14 protein-coding genes are annotated in these 16,571 nt (G+C 66.5%); 12 read left to right on the top strand and 2 right to left on the bottom strand.

What is annotated here, in order from left to right:
• Window positions 1–989, bottom strand: a 989-nt coding sequence (locus ACFQZZ_RS24405) for a DUF4226 domain-containing protein (RefSeq protein ID WP_378685040.1), incomplete at its 3' end; no start/stop codon positions are given.
• Window positions 990–1,256: 267 nt separating this feature from the next.
• Between ACFQZZ_RS24405 and ACFQZZ_RS24400 the strand changes: the two genes are divergently transcribed.
• The 10 genes from ACFQZZ_RS24400 (at window position 1,257) to ACFQZZ_RS24355 (ending at window position 11,903) form a co-directional block, all read left to right on the top strand.
• Window positions 1,257–1,820: a hypothetical protein gene (locus tag ACFQZZ_RS24400; RefSeq protein WP_378685037.1), complete on the top strand. Its 564-nt coding sequence runs from the start codon at window positions 1,257–1,259 to the stop codon at window positions 1,818–1,820.
• Window positions 1,821–1,831: 11 nt separating this feature from the next.
• Window positions 1,832–3,565: a hypothetical protein gene (locus ACFQZZ_RS24395; protein ID WP_378685034.1), complete on the top strand. Its 1,734-nt coding sequence runs from the start codon at window positions 1,832–1,834 to the stop codon at window positions 3,563–3,565.
• A 30-nt stretch (window positions 3,566–3,595) separates the two neighbouring features.
• Complete coding sequence (locus ACFQZZ_RS24390) at window positions 3,596–5,077, top strand: PPE domain-containing protein (RefSeq protein ID WP_378685031.1); 1,482 nt, start codon at window positions 3,596–3,598, stop codon at window positions 5,075–5,077.
• Complete coding sequence (locus ACFQZZ_RS24385) at window positions 5,074–5,421, top strand: hypothetical protein (RefSeq protein ID WP_378685028.1); 348 nt, start codon at window positions 5,074–5,076, stop codon at window positions 5,419–5,421. Before ACFQZZ_RS24390 ends, ACFQZZ_RS24385 begins: the two co-directional genes overlap by 4 nt.
• Complete coding sequence (locus ACFQZZ_RS24380) at window positions 5,421–6,191, top strand: hypothetical protein (protein WP_378685026.1); 771 nt, start codon at window positions 5,421–5,423, stop codon at window positions 6,189–6,191. Before ACFQZZ_RS24385 ends, ACFQZZ_RS24380 begins: the two co-directional genes overlap by 1 nt.
• On the top strand, window positions 6,188–6,550 hold the full coding sequence (locus ACFQZZ_RS24375) for a hypothetical protein (RefSeq protein WP_378685024.1): 363 nt from the start codon (window positions 6,188–6,190) through the stop codon (window positions 6,548–6,550). Before ACFQZZ_RS24380 ends, ACFQZZ_RS24375 begins: the two co-directional genes overlap by 4 nt.
• Before the next feature lie 35 nt (window positions 6,551–6,585).
• Window positions 6,586–6,900, top strand: a complete 315-nt coding sequence (locus ACFQZZ_RS24370) for a hypothetical protein (RefSeq protein WP_378685021.1) — start codon at window positions 6,586–6,588, stop codon at window positions 6,898–6,900.
• Window positions 6,900–9,419: a hypothetical protein gene (locus ACFQZZ_RS24365; RefSeq protein WP_378685019.1), complete on the top strand. Its 2,520-nt coding sequence runs from the start codon at window positions 6,900–6,902 to the stop codon at window positions 9,417–9,419. The genes ACFQZZ_RS24370 and ACFQZZ_RS24365 overlap by 1 nt, the downstream gene beginning before the upstream one ends.
• 101 nt (window positions 9,420–9,520) lie before the next feature.
• The gene (locus ACFQZZ_RS24360; protein WP_378685016.1) at window positions 9,521–11,464 is read left to right on the top strand and encodes a type VII secretion target; all 1,944 of its coding nucleotides are present in this window, start codon (window positions 9,521–9,523) and stop codon (window positions 11,462–11,464) included.
• 181 nt (window positions 11,465–11,645) lie between these two features.
• The gene (locus ACFQZZ_RS24355; protein WP_378685013.1) at window positions 11,646–11,903 is read left to right on the top strand and encodes a hypothetical protein; all 258 of its coding nucleotides are present in this window, start codon (window positions 11,646–11,648) and stop codon (window positions 11,901–11,903) included.
• Window positions 11,904–12,130: 227 nt separating this feature from the next.
• Here ACFQZZ_RS24355 and ACFQZZ_RS24350 read toward each other — a convergent pair whose 3' ends face one another.
• Window positions 12,131–13,186 (bottom strand): hypothetical protein, encoded by a 1,056-nt coding sequence (locus tag ACFQZZ_RS24350; protein ID WP_378685010.1) that lies wholly within the window; start codon window positions 13,184–13,186, stop codon window positions 12,131–12,133.
• A 175-nt stretch (window positions 13,187–13,361) separates the two neighbouring features.
• Here ACFQZZ_RS24350 and ACFQZZ_RS24345 point away from each other — a divergent pair, with 175 nt between their 5' ends.
• Window positions 13,362–14,303 (top strand): C40 family peptidase, encoded by a 942-nt coding sequence (locus ACFQZZ_RS24345; RefSeq protein ID WP_378685007.1) that lies wholly within the window; start codon window positions 13,362–13,364, stop codon window positions 14,301–14,303.
• Between the two features lie 27 nt (window positions 14,304–14,330).
• Window positions 14,331–16,142 carry a hypothetical protein gene (locus ACFQZZ_RS24340; protein WP_378685005.1) on the top strand — a complete coding sequence of 604 codons (1,812 nt, stop codon included), beginning with the start codon at window positions 14,331–14,333 and terminating at the stop codon, window positions 16,140–16,142.
• Window positions 16,143–16,571 lie beyond the last annotated feature (429 nt).

Below are 16,571 nucleotides of genomic sequence, written 5' to 3'. Positions count from 1 at the left end.
GTGGCGTTGGTGTTGCCGCCGGAGACGATGGATTGTGCTTTTTGTAGTGCGGCGGTGAGGATTTGGCGGACTTTTTGTTGGCCTTGTTTGGTGTAGGCCTGTGTTCCGAGTTCGGCGAGTGCGACGTTGACTTCGCGGATGAGTCCGAGGACGGCTTTTTTGTCGACTTTGTTGGTGCCGGCGAGTTTGGTGACGTAGTTGGCGAGTTGGTTGTCGAGGTTGTTGAATGCGGTGGCGGCGGTGGCTTGGTACAGGCGGCGGGCTTTGATGGAGACCGAGGTTTTCCCGGTGCCGGTGCGGGTTTTGGGGGTGACACCGAGTTCTTTGCGGATGGCGTTGACTTCGGGGTCGGTGGTCTCGTCGTCTCCGTAGACTTTGGCGAGGAGTTTCAGGACTTCCATTGCGCGTTGGGATTCCGGTGAGAGTTGTCCCTCGGTGGTGGCGCCTTCGGTGGGTGCGGTGCCCCCGCTGCCGTTGCCGCCGCCGCTGAACAGGCCGGCCAGTGCGGAGGCGATCATGGGCAGCGCGGTCATGGCCATGGTTCCGGCCATCGCCGCGACCGGCAGGGCTTTCTCGACCAGGTCCGGGTCGATCAACGGTTCGGGCGCCGGCTCGTGGCGCGCCTGCGGCACCACCGGTGGCGGCGATGCCGTACCAGGCGGGGCCTGGACCGGGGCCGTCCCAGCGGGGGTGGCCTGGCCCGGAGCGACCGCGCCCGGAGTCGCGCCGGTAGCGGGCGCGACTCCGGGCTTTGCCGGCGCCGGCGGAGTCGCACCGTGCTGACCAGGGGCGGTCACACCATTCTGACCCGGAGCCGACGCGGGCGGCGCCCCGGACCCATTCGGCTGACCGGGCGCCCCGGCACCGGGGCGAGCCCGCTTGTTCTGCGACCACGGAGTCGACGGGGCGGAGTGTGGATCGCCCTCTTTGCCGTCGTCTTCGACGATCTCGAATTCGGTTCCGGGTGAAGACATCTCGGTACTGGTCATGATTCACCGTGCGGTGTTCGCTGCACGCGGAAATCGGCGACCGGCGGCGCGGCGGGTGCGAGTGGCAGGCGCCGGACGTGGGTCATCCGGTACTCCTCGTCGTCGGCGGCTGGGAACGTGAGGCGGACAAGGCAATTCGTGCACGTCAGTTTACGTCTTCGCTAGTCATCCTGGCTGGGGTGGCCGAGATCCAGGTTCCCATCATTGGGAATCCTCGACAATTGGGCACGTACGTGGCCATCCGCACCGTGTCAGGCAGGCAATCCCATGAAGTTGTTCGGTGTTAGTTTCGATATCGAGGACGCCCTTCAGACTGTCGTGACCGGTGCGGCGAGCACGGTCGGGTTCGCGTTCGGTGGCCCGGCCGGCGGTGCGCTCCTCGGTGGCGCCGCGAGCGGTATCTGGGGGTTCGCCGAGGGTTTGGGGAACGGCAAGGGCTTTGGCGACGCGATGACCGCAGGCGTCGAGAGCGCCGTGATCGGCGGGCTGGCGGGCGCTATACCGGGAGGTATGGCGGGAGGTGGGGTCAAGGGGCTTCTGCACAGTGTCGGAGATATCGGATTCGCGATCGCGGCGAAGCGTGGTGGGGCTGCGACTGCACGCGAAGCGATGGAGTATGCGGCGAAAGCATCAATGCCTCGCGCGGGTTTCGGCGCTTTTACTTCTGGTGTCGGTACTGCGCTGGCCAACCAATTCTTCAATCCCAATGACCCCTCCTGGTTCGCTGACAAGCCCGCCGAGACTCCGAAACCCAACTATCAGGCCCAGATGCCGACCACGTTCGTTGATGTGATCGCTCCTGCGGCTGCGCCCAAGACCATGGCGGCCTGAGGAGTGAATCCGTGAAAATGCACCGGATGCTGATCCCTGACAGGGCTGCTGTTGTGCAGGGTCAAGGGAAAGACTATCCGCCTGAATGGGTTTTCGCCGAAGCCACTCAGGAAATGTATATCAATATGTACCGCGATTTCGTCGGCTATTACGACAGTCTCGGCAAAGACTCCAAGACGAAGCCCCCGGAGGCGCGAACAGTACCCCAGGTCAAAGGAAACGCCGGTAGTTTCACGAACTATGGAGTCACGCAGGCTCGGCTCCAAGCCGCATACGACACTCTTTATGAATCGGGCAAGGCGATCCCACCCGCGACGGAGCGGACCGAGGCTGTTGGTGTCAAGGCTCAGACCGAACTCAATAAAGTGATCCTGATGGTCAATGAATCCGCACCCACCGTTCCACCCGGCAACGCAGCGATGAAAATTGACGAACACATCTGGTCCTATGTGATCAAGGCGCACGAAGCCGCCGCGAACGCTATTAGAACGGCGAGTTTGGCCAACGGGGAAACGGCTGCCGACCTCGATAAAAAGACGGCCGGGATGGAAAAACAGATAAAGGACCTCACCGACCGCAATAAGAATCTGGAAGACGAGCTCAAGCGCGTTTCGAACGTGCCCCCCGTCTATCCGCCCTCGACTACGCTACCGCCGGGGACGACTCCACCTCCCGTCAGTCCGGATCCCGACCTTCCTGGGTTGCCTGATCTCGGTACCGACCCGCCCGACCTGACCGACCCTGGCACCGACCCGACGAACCCGGGCACCAGCACGCCAGGCGGTTCGTACCCAGGCGGTACGCCTGGCTCCAATATCCCCGCGTCTCCGGTCTCGCCCGCGAATTACCCTTCGGCCGGCGCCGGGGCCGGGGGCGCCGGTATGGACATGATGAGTCAGATGCTGCCGATGATGATGCAGCAGGCGATGGCACGGCAAATGGCCGACCAGGACCTGAACAATCGGCGCGAAGAACTCGATCCCCGTTACCGCGACGAGCTCAACCCTCCAGCGCCTGCACTCGCGCAGCCCGCGGTGGCGGCTCCGCCCGCCTCGGCGGCACCGGCGACAGCTCCGCCCGCGACGACGCAGCCACCCGGCACCAGTTCCACCCAGCCGGCCGGTGGCCCTCCCGCTCGTGTTCCTGGCGAAGACGGAAGCGTGCTGTACACGTTCAAAGACGGTCGGACACAAAAGGTATCGCCGATTGTCGCGCAGGCCCTCGATGCCGCCTTCGGCAATGCCAAATCCACGAACGCGCAGGCCGCCTACGCGAAGACGCCTGCGAAGTGGACAGACAACAAGCAGATCGGAGAGCGTGTCGATCCGTACCAGCTGATGACGGGCGACGTGGCCGTCTGGGGTGGCCGCACGGCGTTGCTCGTGGTGTTCCCCGCCGAGGAAGGCGGCACGTTGGAAGCCATCGTCAAGGGTGAACTGGTGCAGTTCGCTCAGCAGATGTCCGACGATGACGCGGCGGTTTCCGGCGTTCCCGGGGCACCGAGCACTCCTGGGGCGCTCGTCGCACCAGGAGAGTCGGGCACGCCAGGGGAACCAGGCAAGCTGGGCGAATCCGGCAAATCCGGGGAACCTGTCAGTGCCGGGGACTTCGGCGAGTTCACCGGATTCGCGCATCCGCGCGGTATCGAGTTGACCGCGCCGACGGACGGCGGCGTCACACCCGCGACGTCGGCGCCGGCCGATCAGTCCGCGAGCGCGATGGTGCCGGCCGTCGCCGCGGGCTGATCGAGCGACAGGTGGGGAGAGGAGGCGGCGATGGCGCTCGATGTAGATGTGCGTCAACTCGTCATCGAGGCAACGAAACTTGCCGAGATGGCGCGGGACATGGGGATGGCGCTGCCCCGTAGCTGGGTGGTGCCCGCGGGCTCCGACCAGATCTCGGCCCAGCACGTGCCCGACCTCAACGCGACGTGGGCAGAACTGACCAACGGAGTTCGTGGGCTGCTCAACGATGTTCAGCGCTCTGCGCACAAGATCGGGGAGGCGGCCGCCGAGTACAGCGCGCAAGATGATCGCGGTGCCCGCAGGGTGGGTGGTCGCGGTGGTGAGCTGGTCACCAATCCGGTCGGCGAGGTGCAGGAATTCGCACCGCAACAGCCGCCGAAGCTGTCCTTCCCGACGGGCGGTGGATCTGTCGACCCGTTGACATTCGCCGAGCAACTACGCGCAGGCCCCGGTCCTGGATCCGCAGCCAAGTTCGCCGACTCCGTGCGGGCGTTCGCAGGCGGCCCCTTCGCCGCTGCCCTCGGGTTCGTCGACGGTGCGGCGCGGATGATGGAGAGCTGGCGGCCGGTCGGCACCAAGGCGGCCGCCGAGCTCGACCGCAGCAGGGGCAAGCTGACTCAGCTCGGCACCGGCATGCAGAAGCTGGCCGCCGACGCCGACACCTACAGCAACGCGTTTCGGAACGCGAAGGCAAAACACCCGACGCCGGAGGAGATCAAGGCCGCGCGCAAGGAACTCGTCGCTGCGATCCGGTCGAAGAATCAGCTCGCGATTCAGAAGGCGCTCGCCAAGTTCGAAGAATTAAACGCGCGCTCAGCCGAGACGGCGACGAAATACGTTGCCGAGGTGGAGGCCAAGGCTCCCGAGGACGATGGTTCGGGCGGCAACGGCAACGGCAACAACGGCGGCGGCGACAATAGTGGTAGCGGTGGCGACAGCAGCGCGCTCAGCTCGATGTTGCCTGCCTTGATGAGCGCGATGTCCGGGCTCGGGCAGAACGCGCAGGACCCGGCCGAGTCCTTCGACGACCTTGGGGACTACGGCTACGACGATTACGGGGATCTCGGGATTCCGAGCGGCCTCGGTGGCGGCGGTGGCGGCGGTGGCGGGATGCCCGGCGTCGCCGGCGCGATAGATGCTCCGCAGATCAAGACCTTCGCCGCGAGCGCGTTGCCTGCGATCTCGGGCAACCTCGCTGGCGGAGCGGCGATGCCACGCGCCGGGGTGATAGATCCGCTCAGCACCGCCGCTTCCGGAGCGGCTCGCGGTGCGGCCGGTGCGCCGATGATGCCCTACATGCCGATGGCGCCGGGGATGGGCGGTGGTGGCGCGGGCAACAACAACGACCGCAACAGGGTGGTGGCGTGGCATCCTGACCGCCTGATGTATGTCGACGACACACCACACACCGAGGCGGTGATCGGCGAGCGCCCGACCATCGCACCGACGGTCACGCCACCGACACCGGGCGCCGGCAACCAGAACTCGTCCCAACCCGGAGGTAATGCATGAATTCCATCCATCCTGACGTGCAGGCGGCGCTGGACGCCGCCCGCGACCTTCGACACCGGATCGCCGACATGCGCGAGCGGATCGATAGCATTCGAGCCCGGCGCCCTTCGCCGAGCGGTGCGATCATCCCCGAGGTCGATGCCATGGGCAGACTCACTGATCTCTATCTCGCACCGGGCACCGCCGCGCGTCTCACCAGCGCGGAGCTGGTCGCGGAGATCATGGCTGCCATCCGCGAAAGCACCGCGGACGCCGGGCGGCAGTATCAGGTCGTCGTGAACACGCTGCCCGAGCCGTCCGAGGCCGAATCTGCTGCGTCCACCACGGCATCGAGCCAGGCGTAATGACCACGCCGAGTGCGATGGCAGGGGTCCCCGACGTTACTGTCGCCGATACTGTGCGATGGCTGCAGGAGGAAGGTCTCATGCGGCTGGCCGGGGTGGCCGACAGAGCATCCGAGACCATCGCCGCCTACACGATCGAAGTGGCGACGGGGACCGTCAATGCGCATCCCGCGACCGGTTCCGGTGGTGGGGGCGCGGACGTCACGTCCTTCGCCGCGGATGACCTGCCCCATCCGATCGGCACCGCCAAGCGGTTGGTGATCGTCGGCGTCACGACCTCGCATGCGCTGCTTGTCGTCGATCTCGCGGCCACTCTCACGATTGCGATCAACGCCGACCGTCCGGCGGAGGCGGCCAGATCCTGGGCGATCCAGCTGATGTTGAATCCCGAGATCACGATCACCACCAACAGTGCTGATGTCGCGATCGGCACCAGTCCGCGGCTGCGGCAGAGCTTTATACCCGGCGGCGGCGCGACGGTACTCAATGTCGACGACACCCGCCCGCCGCTCACGTCGGTCACTCTCAATGCGACGAGCGACGGAACCGACTACCTCGACGTCGGGGGCGACGGCACGGGGGAGATGTACCTGGGTGCGAGTTTCTGGCCCCTGCGTCACGTCATGACCATCAAGGACGACGCGTGGTCCGCACTCGCGGCGCAACTGGAAGACCCTGCCAACGATCCCGCCGGAGCTCCGCACGGGTCCGATTCCGACCACATGTACAGATCCCAACCCGCAGAACGAATCTCGGAGAGCAGCCGATGAAAGACGTATACCCGATCGACGCGGACGACCTCGACAATGTCGACACCGACGAGCCGGACTGGCGCAGCATGGTCTACGAGGTACTCAATCCCGACAACACCGTAGGTGTTGCCTGCGACCGGGATGGTGAGGTTGTCGGTATGCACATCACCGACGACGCACGCGATAACGGCGACACCTGGCTGGCGGCCGAAATCCTCCGATGCGCCCGGCTGGCACACGCGAAGTCACGGGTCGGGCTGCGGGCCGAGATGGCGTACAAAGGCACCCAGTCGTACACGATCGACTCGTTCGACCTCCCCACCGAAGCTGCCTATCGGGCCATGGAGGACGAGGTGTTCGGCAGAACCACCTCCTGAATCAGATCACCGTCACGCCGAGACAGGACACCGACATGCTGCATATAGGTGAGCCACATGAGGTCAAGGCGGCGGCCGCCGCCTTCGCCGGCGCCCTCGCCACGGTCATCGGCCAGGTTGCCGGGACCGCCGAACGACTGAACGAATCGCTACCGCGCCGCCGAGACTCGGAACTCGACCGTCAGCTCACCGCGACGCATGATGACGCGATCGTGTCGAAGTTCGTCGAGGCGATCGGTGCCCTTGTCCGTCATACGCCGGAAATCGAGGGGCGGACCAAGTACGCGGTGAACGAACTCCAGACACAGGACATTATCGGCGGCGCCAAGATCCGCCGACACGAAGCCTGATGGAGCCGGACCGCAGTAGCCCGCACTGGAAAGAGATCGTCGGCGACAACTGGCCGGCGATCTCCCCTGGCGATTGGCGCACACTCGAACGGACAGCGCGCGAGGGTGCCGCCGCGCTGGACCTGGTCGACGCGGAACGCAAGCGCCGCGCATTCGACGATCAGGTGCCAGCCAGTGCGGGCTTGCGGCCGATCAAGGACGAGATGTTCCGCAGGAGGGGTACCGCGCAGGCATTCGCGGACGCTTTGAACGCGGCGGCCGACACCTACGGGGATTTCGCCGATCTGGTGTATCGGACCCGGAACCACATTCTGGACATCGTCGATCGAGCCACCGCGCGGATTCAGCCCGTGCCACGCGACGCTGCCGAACAAAAGGAAGAATCCGATGCCGAGTCGATCCAGGCGCGGAATGCCGCCATCATCGACTCGGCCAAAGACGAGGTCGAAGACGTAGTACGCAGCGCGCTCCAGTCGATCAGCCCACACGGCCTGCCCAGCCTGGACGACATCGCCCGCTCCTTGGGGTTGCCAGGTCCATGGGGTACCGGAGATCCGACACCGACCGGTCGCCGGCCGGGGCATCGGCCGGCGAAGGATCACTCCGGTCCTGGTCATAAGGGCGAGCTGCCCACCGGCTCTGGCAAGGACCATGGCTTGCCCTTGATCCCGTGGCCGGACAGCGTCGGCGGTCCGCCGTCGGACGATGATGGTCCGCCCGCGCAGATCACCGACCCGACCGGCGAATCCTGGGAAAGATCCGGCCGCGGTCCTGCGGAGGAGATCTCCGTGCTTCCGCCGTCGACGGCGGAAGCACCGTTCACCTCCTCGACAGGCGGTGGTCCGACGGCAGCACCGGTCTACGCGCCGGTGGCCGGGCTGGACGACCATCCAGGCGTCGCGCCCGGCGTCGGGGCGTCGCGTCCCTCGTCGGCGGGCGAGAGCCCCGCCGACAGTGGGCGCAGTGTGGCCGAGAACGACACCGAGCCGGGTTCGCGCAGTGCCGCCGCCGAGTCCGGTGCCGACGAGAAGTCGGTCGCGGCAACCACTTCCGAATCGACAGGCGAATCCGAGCTCGATTCGTCGATGGCGGCGACCGGGTCCATGAGCGATCCGGCCATGATGCCTTCGGTACCGATGGTCATGTCGCCATCGGTCATGCCTGCCACGAATGGTGGGCCCATAGTCAATACCTCCGCTACCCCCGGTGTATCCGCGACCTCGGCCGGTTCCAGTGCGTCCGCTGCGTCCGCCGCCTCCGCGGCGTCGGCGCAGTCGCCGAATCAGATCCGCCCAACGATGGCGTCCACCGAATCGCGAGGACCGACCGCGATGCCCAAGGTCTCGGCCGGCTCCGGTGCGTCCGTGCCGAACCCCTCGGCTCCCGGCATCAAATCGCAGCCTCCGAACAGCGACGTCCCGGACAAGGATGGGAAGGCCGACGATGCGGGAGGCAGTAACGAATTGGTCCGTGACGTGGTCGGTGCCGCCATGGCATCCGCCGCCGCCCCTGCCTTCGTGCTCGGAAGCCGCGTAGACGGCGATCTGGTGCTGGCGCGCACGATACTCGGCGGCGTGCTCGCTGCGGTCGGTTCGTCGGTGGTCGGATTGGGATGGTCGGTGTCGGTGATGCGGCACCCCGGTGGCATCAGCGCATTCGTCACGTCGAACGAGGGCCGCGGGTGGCTTCCCGCTGGTGTGTATCTGCCACGCGAGGTGTCCACACCCTGGGTATGGGAGGTTTCCGACGGGTTCGCCTGGGAGGGCGTTTCGGATCCGGCACGTGTCCTTGCCGAATTCGGCTTGGCCTGGGGGCGCAAGTCCGGGGCTCGCCTGACGGCCGTCGTATCGTCGGAGCCGATCGAGCCGAATTTGCGCGGACAGTTGGGGGAGGTGCCGTCGGAAGGGGAGGTCGGACCGTCGTCGGCGATGGATTTGAGTGCCCCGCGAGCAGGTCTCGTCGACCGTCTCGGGCTGGTCGGGGCGCCCGCACTGCTCGATCGAGCCGTAGCTACGCCGGAATCGGACATCGGCGCACGATGTGTGGACCTGGCCTCGGACGCACACGTTCGAATCACCAAGGCTGGGCTCGGATCTCCGCACGCGCTCGATGGACCCGCACTGCGTGCGCGGATCCTCGCCGCTGTGCGCCAAGGGCAACCGGTAGCGCAGGACTGGTGGGAAGAGCTGCGTGACACCGACGACCTGTTGGCGGCGTCGATGCTGTCGCGACGGGCCGATGTATCCCGGGTCGCATTGGGCGAGTTGCGATCCGAGCAGTCCGACGGCCGATCGGCCTCGGAGATGGGCGCCTTGCGTGCGATGGTGTTCGAGCGGCGGTGCAACGAACTCGTGCTGCTACTGGAGAACGCGCCGACGCGGCAGTACCTGCGCGATGGGATCTATGCGCACGCGCAACTCGTCGGGCACCCGTCCTTCGTGGCACCCGCGTCCGGAGGTGCGGCGGCTGCCGACCAGATGTCTCGTCGGCCGAATATCACGGCCGGGCCCGGTCGCTGATCGCGAGCCGTCGCCAGAAGGTCTGCGGTGCAGTCCGATCCGACTTGCCGGTGAGTATCGGATGAGCCGGTCGATATCCCCAGCAGTGGGGAGAATCGACAATGATGAGGTCTTGGGTGGAAGGGATCTGGTCGTTCATGCCGAATTACGTGGATATCGACCCCGCGGTGCTGCGTCAGTTGGCACTTCAACACGAACGAGTCGCCGCAGACACCCGTGAATGGTCGAAGCCACCCGCCGACTGGCTTGCCAGCTTCCCGGCAACCTATGGTGCGATCGCTGACCCGGTCTACAAAGCGCTGAACAACTACTACTCGGCGCGGGAACGGGCGGGCGAAGCCCTTGCCAGCGAGCACGACGAAACCGCGAGGAAGCTGCGCGACGCAGCGCTCGCCTTCGAACGGGGCGACCAGGAATTCGCTTCGCGGATTCGGAACGCCGCCGATCTGCACGACCGCCCCACCGGGCCGCCGGTCGAGACCGATCCGACGCCGCCTCCGCTCGGCGGCCCGGTCCCCGGCGGCCCCGTGCCCGGCGGCCCCGCCGGTACCCAGCCCGATGGGACCGAAACCCCACAGACGATTGCTCCGGGGTCCGGCCAGGACCCCGCCGCTGTGCAACCGGGTGGCCCGGCGTCGGGCGCCGGGCCTTCCGGCGCGCCCGGCGTGACCATGCCCAACACCGACCATGCGGGAACCTCGAGTACTCCGGGAGCCGGAGGCGGCCCATCGGGACCGCCGACCACCAGCGTGACGCCATCGTCGACCGTCGGGATCCCCCCGACGACCGCCGCTCCGGTCTTCGGGTCGGGCGAGGGTCCGATGCCGCCGACATCGTCGAGCGGCACGGCCGCCCGCTCCGACGGCCAGCCGCCGATGCCGGTGCCGATGATGACGCCATTCGGCGCCGCGTTCGCCGCCGCGAAGGCGAAGGAGGCCGAACCTGCGTACGTCGTCGGAGACCAGGTGAACGACGACCTTGTACTCGCTCGGACTCTGCTGGCCAGTGTGCTGGCGGCGGTGGAATCGCCGGTCGGAATGGCCTGGGCGGTCTCGGTGATGCGGGGTCCGGCCGGGGCCGGCATATTCATCACGTCGAACGAAGGCCGCGGATGGATGCCCGCGAAACTGTTCCTGCCTCGTGAAGTGTCCACGCCATGGCTGTGGGATGAGCTGCTCGGCGAGGACACGGCAGGTAATGCCACGCCATGGGAAGGTGTATCCGACCCGGCACGAGTGCTTGCGGAGTTCGGACTTGCCTGGGGCGCGAAGGCCAACGCCGAGCTGTCGGCACTCGTGTCGTCAGGACCGATCGACCCCGGCTTGCGATCCCGGTTCAGCAATGTCGCGATGGACGGGCTCGTCGGTCCGGCCTATGACGTCGATCTGCGCGACTTCACGCCGGATACCGCCGATCGTCTCGGGCTGACCGGCTCGGTTTCGGCACTGGAGCACGTTGCCGCAGTCGACGAATCGCGGCTCAGCGCGCGTTGCGTCGAACTGGCGGCGGACGCGCATACCCGAGTGCAACGGTCGGGGAGCGCGCCTGCCCAGGCGCTCGAGTCGCGACGACTGCGGGAACGGATCCTGTCCGCGGTGCAGTCGGGTGAGACGGTGCCGCGACAGCTGTGGGACGAATTGCGTGACGCCGACGACCTCTTGGCGGCATCGATGCTGTCGCAGCGGGTCGATGTCGGCCGGGTGGAGCTCGGACAGTTGCGGGTCGACACAGAAGTCGCCGGGTTGCGCGACATGGTGTTCGACCGACGCTGCAACGAGCTGGTGCTATTGCTCGCGGAGGAGTCGACAAGGCAGCGTCTGCGTGACGCCGTATACGCGCACGAGCAGATCGTGGAGCATCCACAATTCGTGGAGACCCCTGCTGCGGTTTCGACCGCCGCCCCCGAACGCGTCGGCCGTCCTGTCGTCACGCCCAGTGCGGTCACCGCTCCAGCTGTCGAGTCGGGGCCGCCCGCGGGCGCTGTGGTCGCGCCGACAACACCGCCTCCCGTTGTATTGCCCGGTATCGCCCCCGAGCAGCCCTGAGGTCTGCTGCAGGAGTGAAACGGCCGATGCCGCAACGCATCGGCCGGCTGACGATCGAGACCTCGTCGAACGGGTGTGAGGTGAACCAATGGCTGACGTCTCCGATTCGAAGCCGGCCAGCCTCTATAAAATACGACCGATCTGGCGGCACCCCCGCCACCCGGTGAGTAGACCGAACGCCATGGTGAATTCGAAGCTGGAGGGTGCACCGTCCCGGAAGGCATCGTCGGCGGTTGCCGAAGCGGTGCAGAAGGCGATGAACGACCGCGCGGCCGCATACCATGGCACGCGCGGAGATTCGGCTACGTGGCAGGCAATCGTGCGATTCGCGCACCCGAGTGGCACCGACCTCGACACTTCCGGGCAGACGCCCGTCGCGCCGCCTGCGGTTGCCTCGCCGCCGAGTCCGCCGGCCATCACCACGCCGACCGGCACCTGAGAAGTCCTCGTGCCACCTGCTGCGGCAGTCCGCGTCGAATGCTTTGCGGCCGTGCTGGCGTCGAGCCGACGGTGCGTTGTTCGCGAGGGCGGCATTCCTCGTTGCTTCAACCCAATAGGGCTGATGCGCGCACATCGGTGCCCATTGCGTCCTTCGGCGGTGCCACGGACGCTACCGACCGATCCGGGGTCACTAGCAGCGCATCAGTCGACCGATGTCGCGTACCGCTAGATATCGACCACCTCGGGCGGCGCTTCCGCGTCGTCCTCCTCGATATCCTCGTCTTGCGGCGTGGTGCCGACTGCTGAACCGGCTTGCTCGTCAGTCCGTCGGCGGGAGCGGGCCGCAGGTCTCATCATCGCCGAAACCGGAGTCGCGGGAGCGCCGGCGGGGGGAGCACCGTTGCTCTCGGCAGGCGGCGGCGCGTTGGGATCGCCCGGCGGCTGCGCGTTGGGATCGCCCGGCGGCGGTGCGGCCGCAGCGGGGGGCGGTGTCTGGCCGACCGGTTCCTCGCGACCACGGTCGTCCTCGGCGGGCTCGTCCTTCTTGAGCAGCTCCGGAATCATCTGTACCAACGGCATCGCCATCATCGGGACCATCCCGAGCATCGGCATCAACTGCTCGAGGATGCTCGGACCGCCGCCGCCTCCGCCTCCGCCGCCGTTGTTCCCGCCCGGCGGGATAGGTGCGGGTTTGTTCGGGTTCGGCTTCTCGCCGCCGTTGGCGATATCCTCGTTGAGCTCGGCGACTGCCGTGACTTTCTTGTACACCGCCTCGATGGCATTGACGATCAGCTTCAGCAGGGCGGTCTCCTGCGCGGGCTTCAGCTTGGCAGTTCCAACGGCCTTCAGCTTGGTGTTGAGTTCTGTGACGATACGCTGGATGCCGCGTAACGTCATATTCTGTTCGGCGGCCACCTTCACGGACGTCTTGATGACCTTGCTGTCCTCCATCAACAACCACGTCTGCGTGGCCTCGACGGTGTCGATGATCTGCTGGTATGCGTCCGTCGCCTCGCCTTTGCCGACGATCTCGTACACCGACGGTTGCAGGAGTTCTTTGACGTCGGGCGGTGGTTTCGGCACTCCTCTGCCGAGCAGGTCGACCGCGTTCTGAATAGCGCCTTCGGCCAGCGTGATGTAGGCAGTCACACCTTCCGATACGCCCGGCGGACGGACCAGTTCCACAGGCCAGTAGTTCTTGCCCGCGGCGAGGGTCGACAGCGGTGTGGCAGCCGTCCGCACCTTCGCGCTATTGTCGACGGCTTTCACCTCTGTCGCCATGTGACCACCACCTCTCACGAGTCCCCCCTATTGTCCGGGCTTCCCATGGTTGGGAAGTCCGCATAGTTGAATGCGAAATCCTTTCGATGGGGAAGGTGCCGGATGCGGGTCGCCGACATGATGTCCGAGCAGAACAGGAAAGGCGGTCGGTGATGCGCGAAGGCGAGTCGGTCGAATGGCACCGGAACTGACGGGCGACCTGTACGGGGTCATGCAATTGCTACTCGGGCTCTATGGCGAAGGCTCGCCCGAAGCAGGTCGGAACGCGACGTACCAGATGATCGCTGCTGATTTGAACAGTCATCAGGGAAAAAGCGTTGTCGGCTACACCGACGCGCGCGGCATGCACACATCGGTGGCCGAGACACATGCGGGCAAGGATGGTGTCACGCACAAGGCCGTCGCGGAATCCGGCGAGGGGACGGTCAACGGCCGTCACCGGTTGAACAATCAGATCGCGGATCTGCAGGCGCGGGTTCAGGCGATCTCCTCGGTCGGCGACACGCGATTCAGCGGTCCTGCCTTGCTCGATGCCGCACAGTCGACCCTTGTCAATGCCACCAAACGGGTGAATGCCGATGTCGCTGCGGCGCAGCAGCAGGCTGCGCGAATCATGCCACCCCCCATGCCGCAGCCGAGGCGTCGTCAGCGCGGAACAACAGCGCGCCGTCGTGGTCGGAGCCGCTCACGGTCGTCGTCCCGCTTGCAGCGCCGAAGCATGGCGCCGTCGGACGGGACGAAGGGCGGCAGCGCGGTCAGCGCCGCGAAATCCTGGCTGGGGGCCCCGTATATCTGGGGTGGCGGCGGCGCGGGTGGTCCGAGCGGAGGCGGCTTCGACTGCTCCGGTCTCACCCAGTACGCGATCGCGCAGGCCACCAATGGTGAAGTCGTGCTGCCGCGCACCACCTACGATCAGATCTATAGCGGAGTTCGTGTGCACCCCAACGATGTTCAACCAGGCGACCTGGTGTTCCCCGGTACTTCGTTCAGTAGTCGGGGGCCGGAGCACGTCCAGCTCGCCGCGGGCAACGGCATGGTTATCGAGGCTCCCTACTCCGGTTCGACGGTTAAATATTCACGCATGTCCAGCGATGCCGTCGTCGTGCGGGTGCTTTGAGTCGGCTGTCGTGACGGAGACCATCGCGTGGCCATAGAGATTCCGAGCGAGGTTGTCTTCTTCCTCAACATGGTCGGTGTCCCGTATCCGGACATCAACGAGGACGATGTCCGAGCTCTCGCCGAGCACGTGCGTACCTTCGCCACCAGCGTGGCGGATACGCACCAGTCGGCGACCGGTGCGGTCAAGGAAATGGGCTCGGTCTATTCGGGCTACTCCTACGAGCAGTTGGTCGTGTCGTGGGCGGCTATGAGCACGACGCACATGGCTGACCTCGATCGAGCATGCCGCTTCGTGGCGAAGGCGCTGGATATCGCGGCGGAGGTGATCACCGTTGTCAAGGTCGCGGTGCTTGCCGAGCTCGCTGTGCTTGCGGTGACCTACCTGACAGTCATGGCCACGCCCGGGATGGCTATGGCCGGGCCGACCGTGGCCACTGCCGCGCGGCGGTTGTGTGACCAGATGACGCAGATGCTGGTGGCCTACATCATCGCCGAGGTCATCGGGAAAGCCATCGAACCGCTGGAACACACCATCGAGCAGATGATCAACGGCGTTGTCTACGAAGCCGCGCGCAATGCCCTTGGTGTGCCGGACAGTACGAGCTCGCCGACACTGCGTATCGAACCCGACGAGGTTCGGCGGTATGCCAAGGTGCTGGACGATCATGCCGACGCCATCCTCGATCATGCCGCGACATTCGCCGCCAATGTGGCGCCGCTGGATTTCACCACTCCGGTGCGGTGGGACGCCGGCACCTTCGACTCCGCGCCACCAAGGGACGGCGGCGGACCGAGCGGTGCCTCCTTGCCGCCGCGTGTCGACGGCGGATCGCCTGTCGGACAGAGATATCCGTCCGAATCGCCCCGCGGGATCGCCCAGCCACAGCTGACCGATCGCCCCTCCGCCGGTGCCGATCGCCGAGGCGGTGACATGGGCAGGCCATTCGATGGTCGGCAGTCGGCCGGGTCTTCCGAACACCGCGCCGAGTCATCGGGCCGACCGGCTGCCGGGGCGACGCAGCCCTCGGGTTCCTCGGCACCGCCCTCGATTTCGGCAGATCGCCCCAATGATGCCCCGGGACAGTCCGATAAAGCGGCGGGCGGTCCGCAGGCACGCGCGGGTGACGCGGCGAGCCGCGGCGACATCGGTAGCGAGAACCGGGGTGACAGCGGTAGTGAGAAAAGGGGTCTCGGTCGTGAGAACGCGGTCGCCGCGGCAGCCGGTGGCCAGGACGATGGGACTCGGTTCGGAAGCCGGCCCGGTGCGCAGGTTTCCATGGCGGCGGAGGCGCCGAATGCTCCGACCGCGGCATCTGGGCAGCCGGTTGTCGGAATCGGAGACCACCAACCGGTTTCCGCGTCGGAGCCGGCCGGTGGCAGCGCCCCCCCTCGGCCTCAGGCCGGCCGAGGTTCGGGTCCCGCGACGCCGTGGGGTCGCGCGAAGCGCTCGAAATCCTCGAAATCTCCGAAGTCCTCGAAGTCCTCGAAGTCGCTGCCGTCGAAGGCTCTTCCTTCCTCGGGTGCTGCGCCGCTGGTCGCTGGGAGTACGGGCAAAACGCCGTGGTCCAAGGCTCGTCGCAAGTCCGAGGTCGTGCCAGGGGTTTTCGCGCCCGCTGTCACCGCGGCGCCGTCGCGCCGTCGTCCGGAGCAGACTGCCGAAGGCAACAGTGACGCGGCGGTCGCTGCGGACGCCGCCACTCATGCCGAAGTGACACCGGGTCCGCCGAGTGGAGCTTCCGGGCCGCCACCTGTGGCAGTGCCCGCTGTCACCGCGCCCCCTGTCATCGCGCCCACCGTCACCGCGCCCGATGCCGAGAAGGGACCGACGCCACGGTGAGTACGTGCGGTGCGTGTCGAGGTTTCGCCTGAGAGCTACCGGGTGCGCGGGACGAGCCGCCGCCACCGACGAGGCTTCTCGTCGGTGGGGAGCGCAGCTACCGGGGCTCGGGAAGAGTATGAGAACGAACCGTCGAGATCAGCTCGCGATTCGGGGGAATGTGCCCAGCAACGGCCGGTGGCGTGCCGGCGCTACCGGCCGTTGCTATTGGCGAGATCGTGCGGGATGAGGGACCGACGACCTGTGTTCAACGTTACCCTAAGATGACGGAACGTTCAATAGCGTGCACTCAATTGACGGCAAGAAATCCTCGACTCCACCCGGAGTGCTTCGCAGTGGCTGACGGGCCGGATCGCGGCCGTCAGCCACCGTCGGAAGCGGGCCGCCGGAAGGGTATCTGGCGACCTGCGGCGAACCGTACCGTCAAGT

It is taken from the genome of Nocardia sp. GCM10030253 (assembly GCF_042675075.1).
GTDB lineage: Bacteria > Actinomycetota > Actinomycetes > Mycobacteriales > Mycobacteriaceae > Nocardia.
Note: the sequence above shows the minus strand (reverse complement) of the source record. Positions and strands in the feature narration are given on the sequence as shown.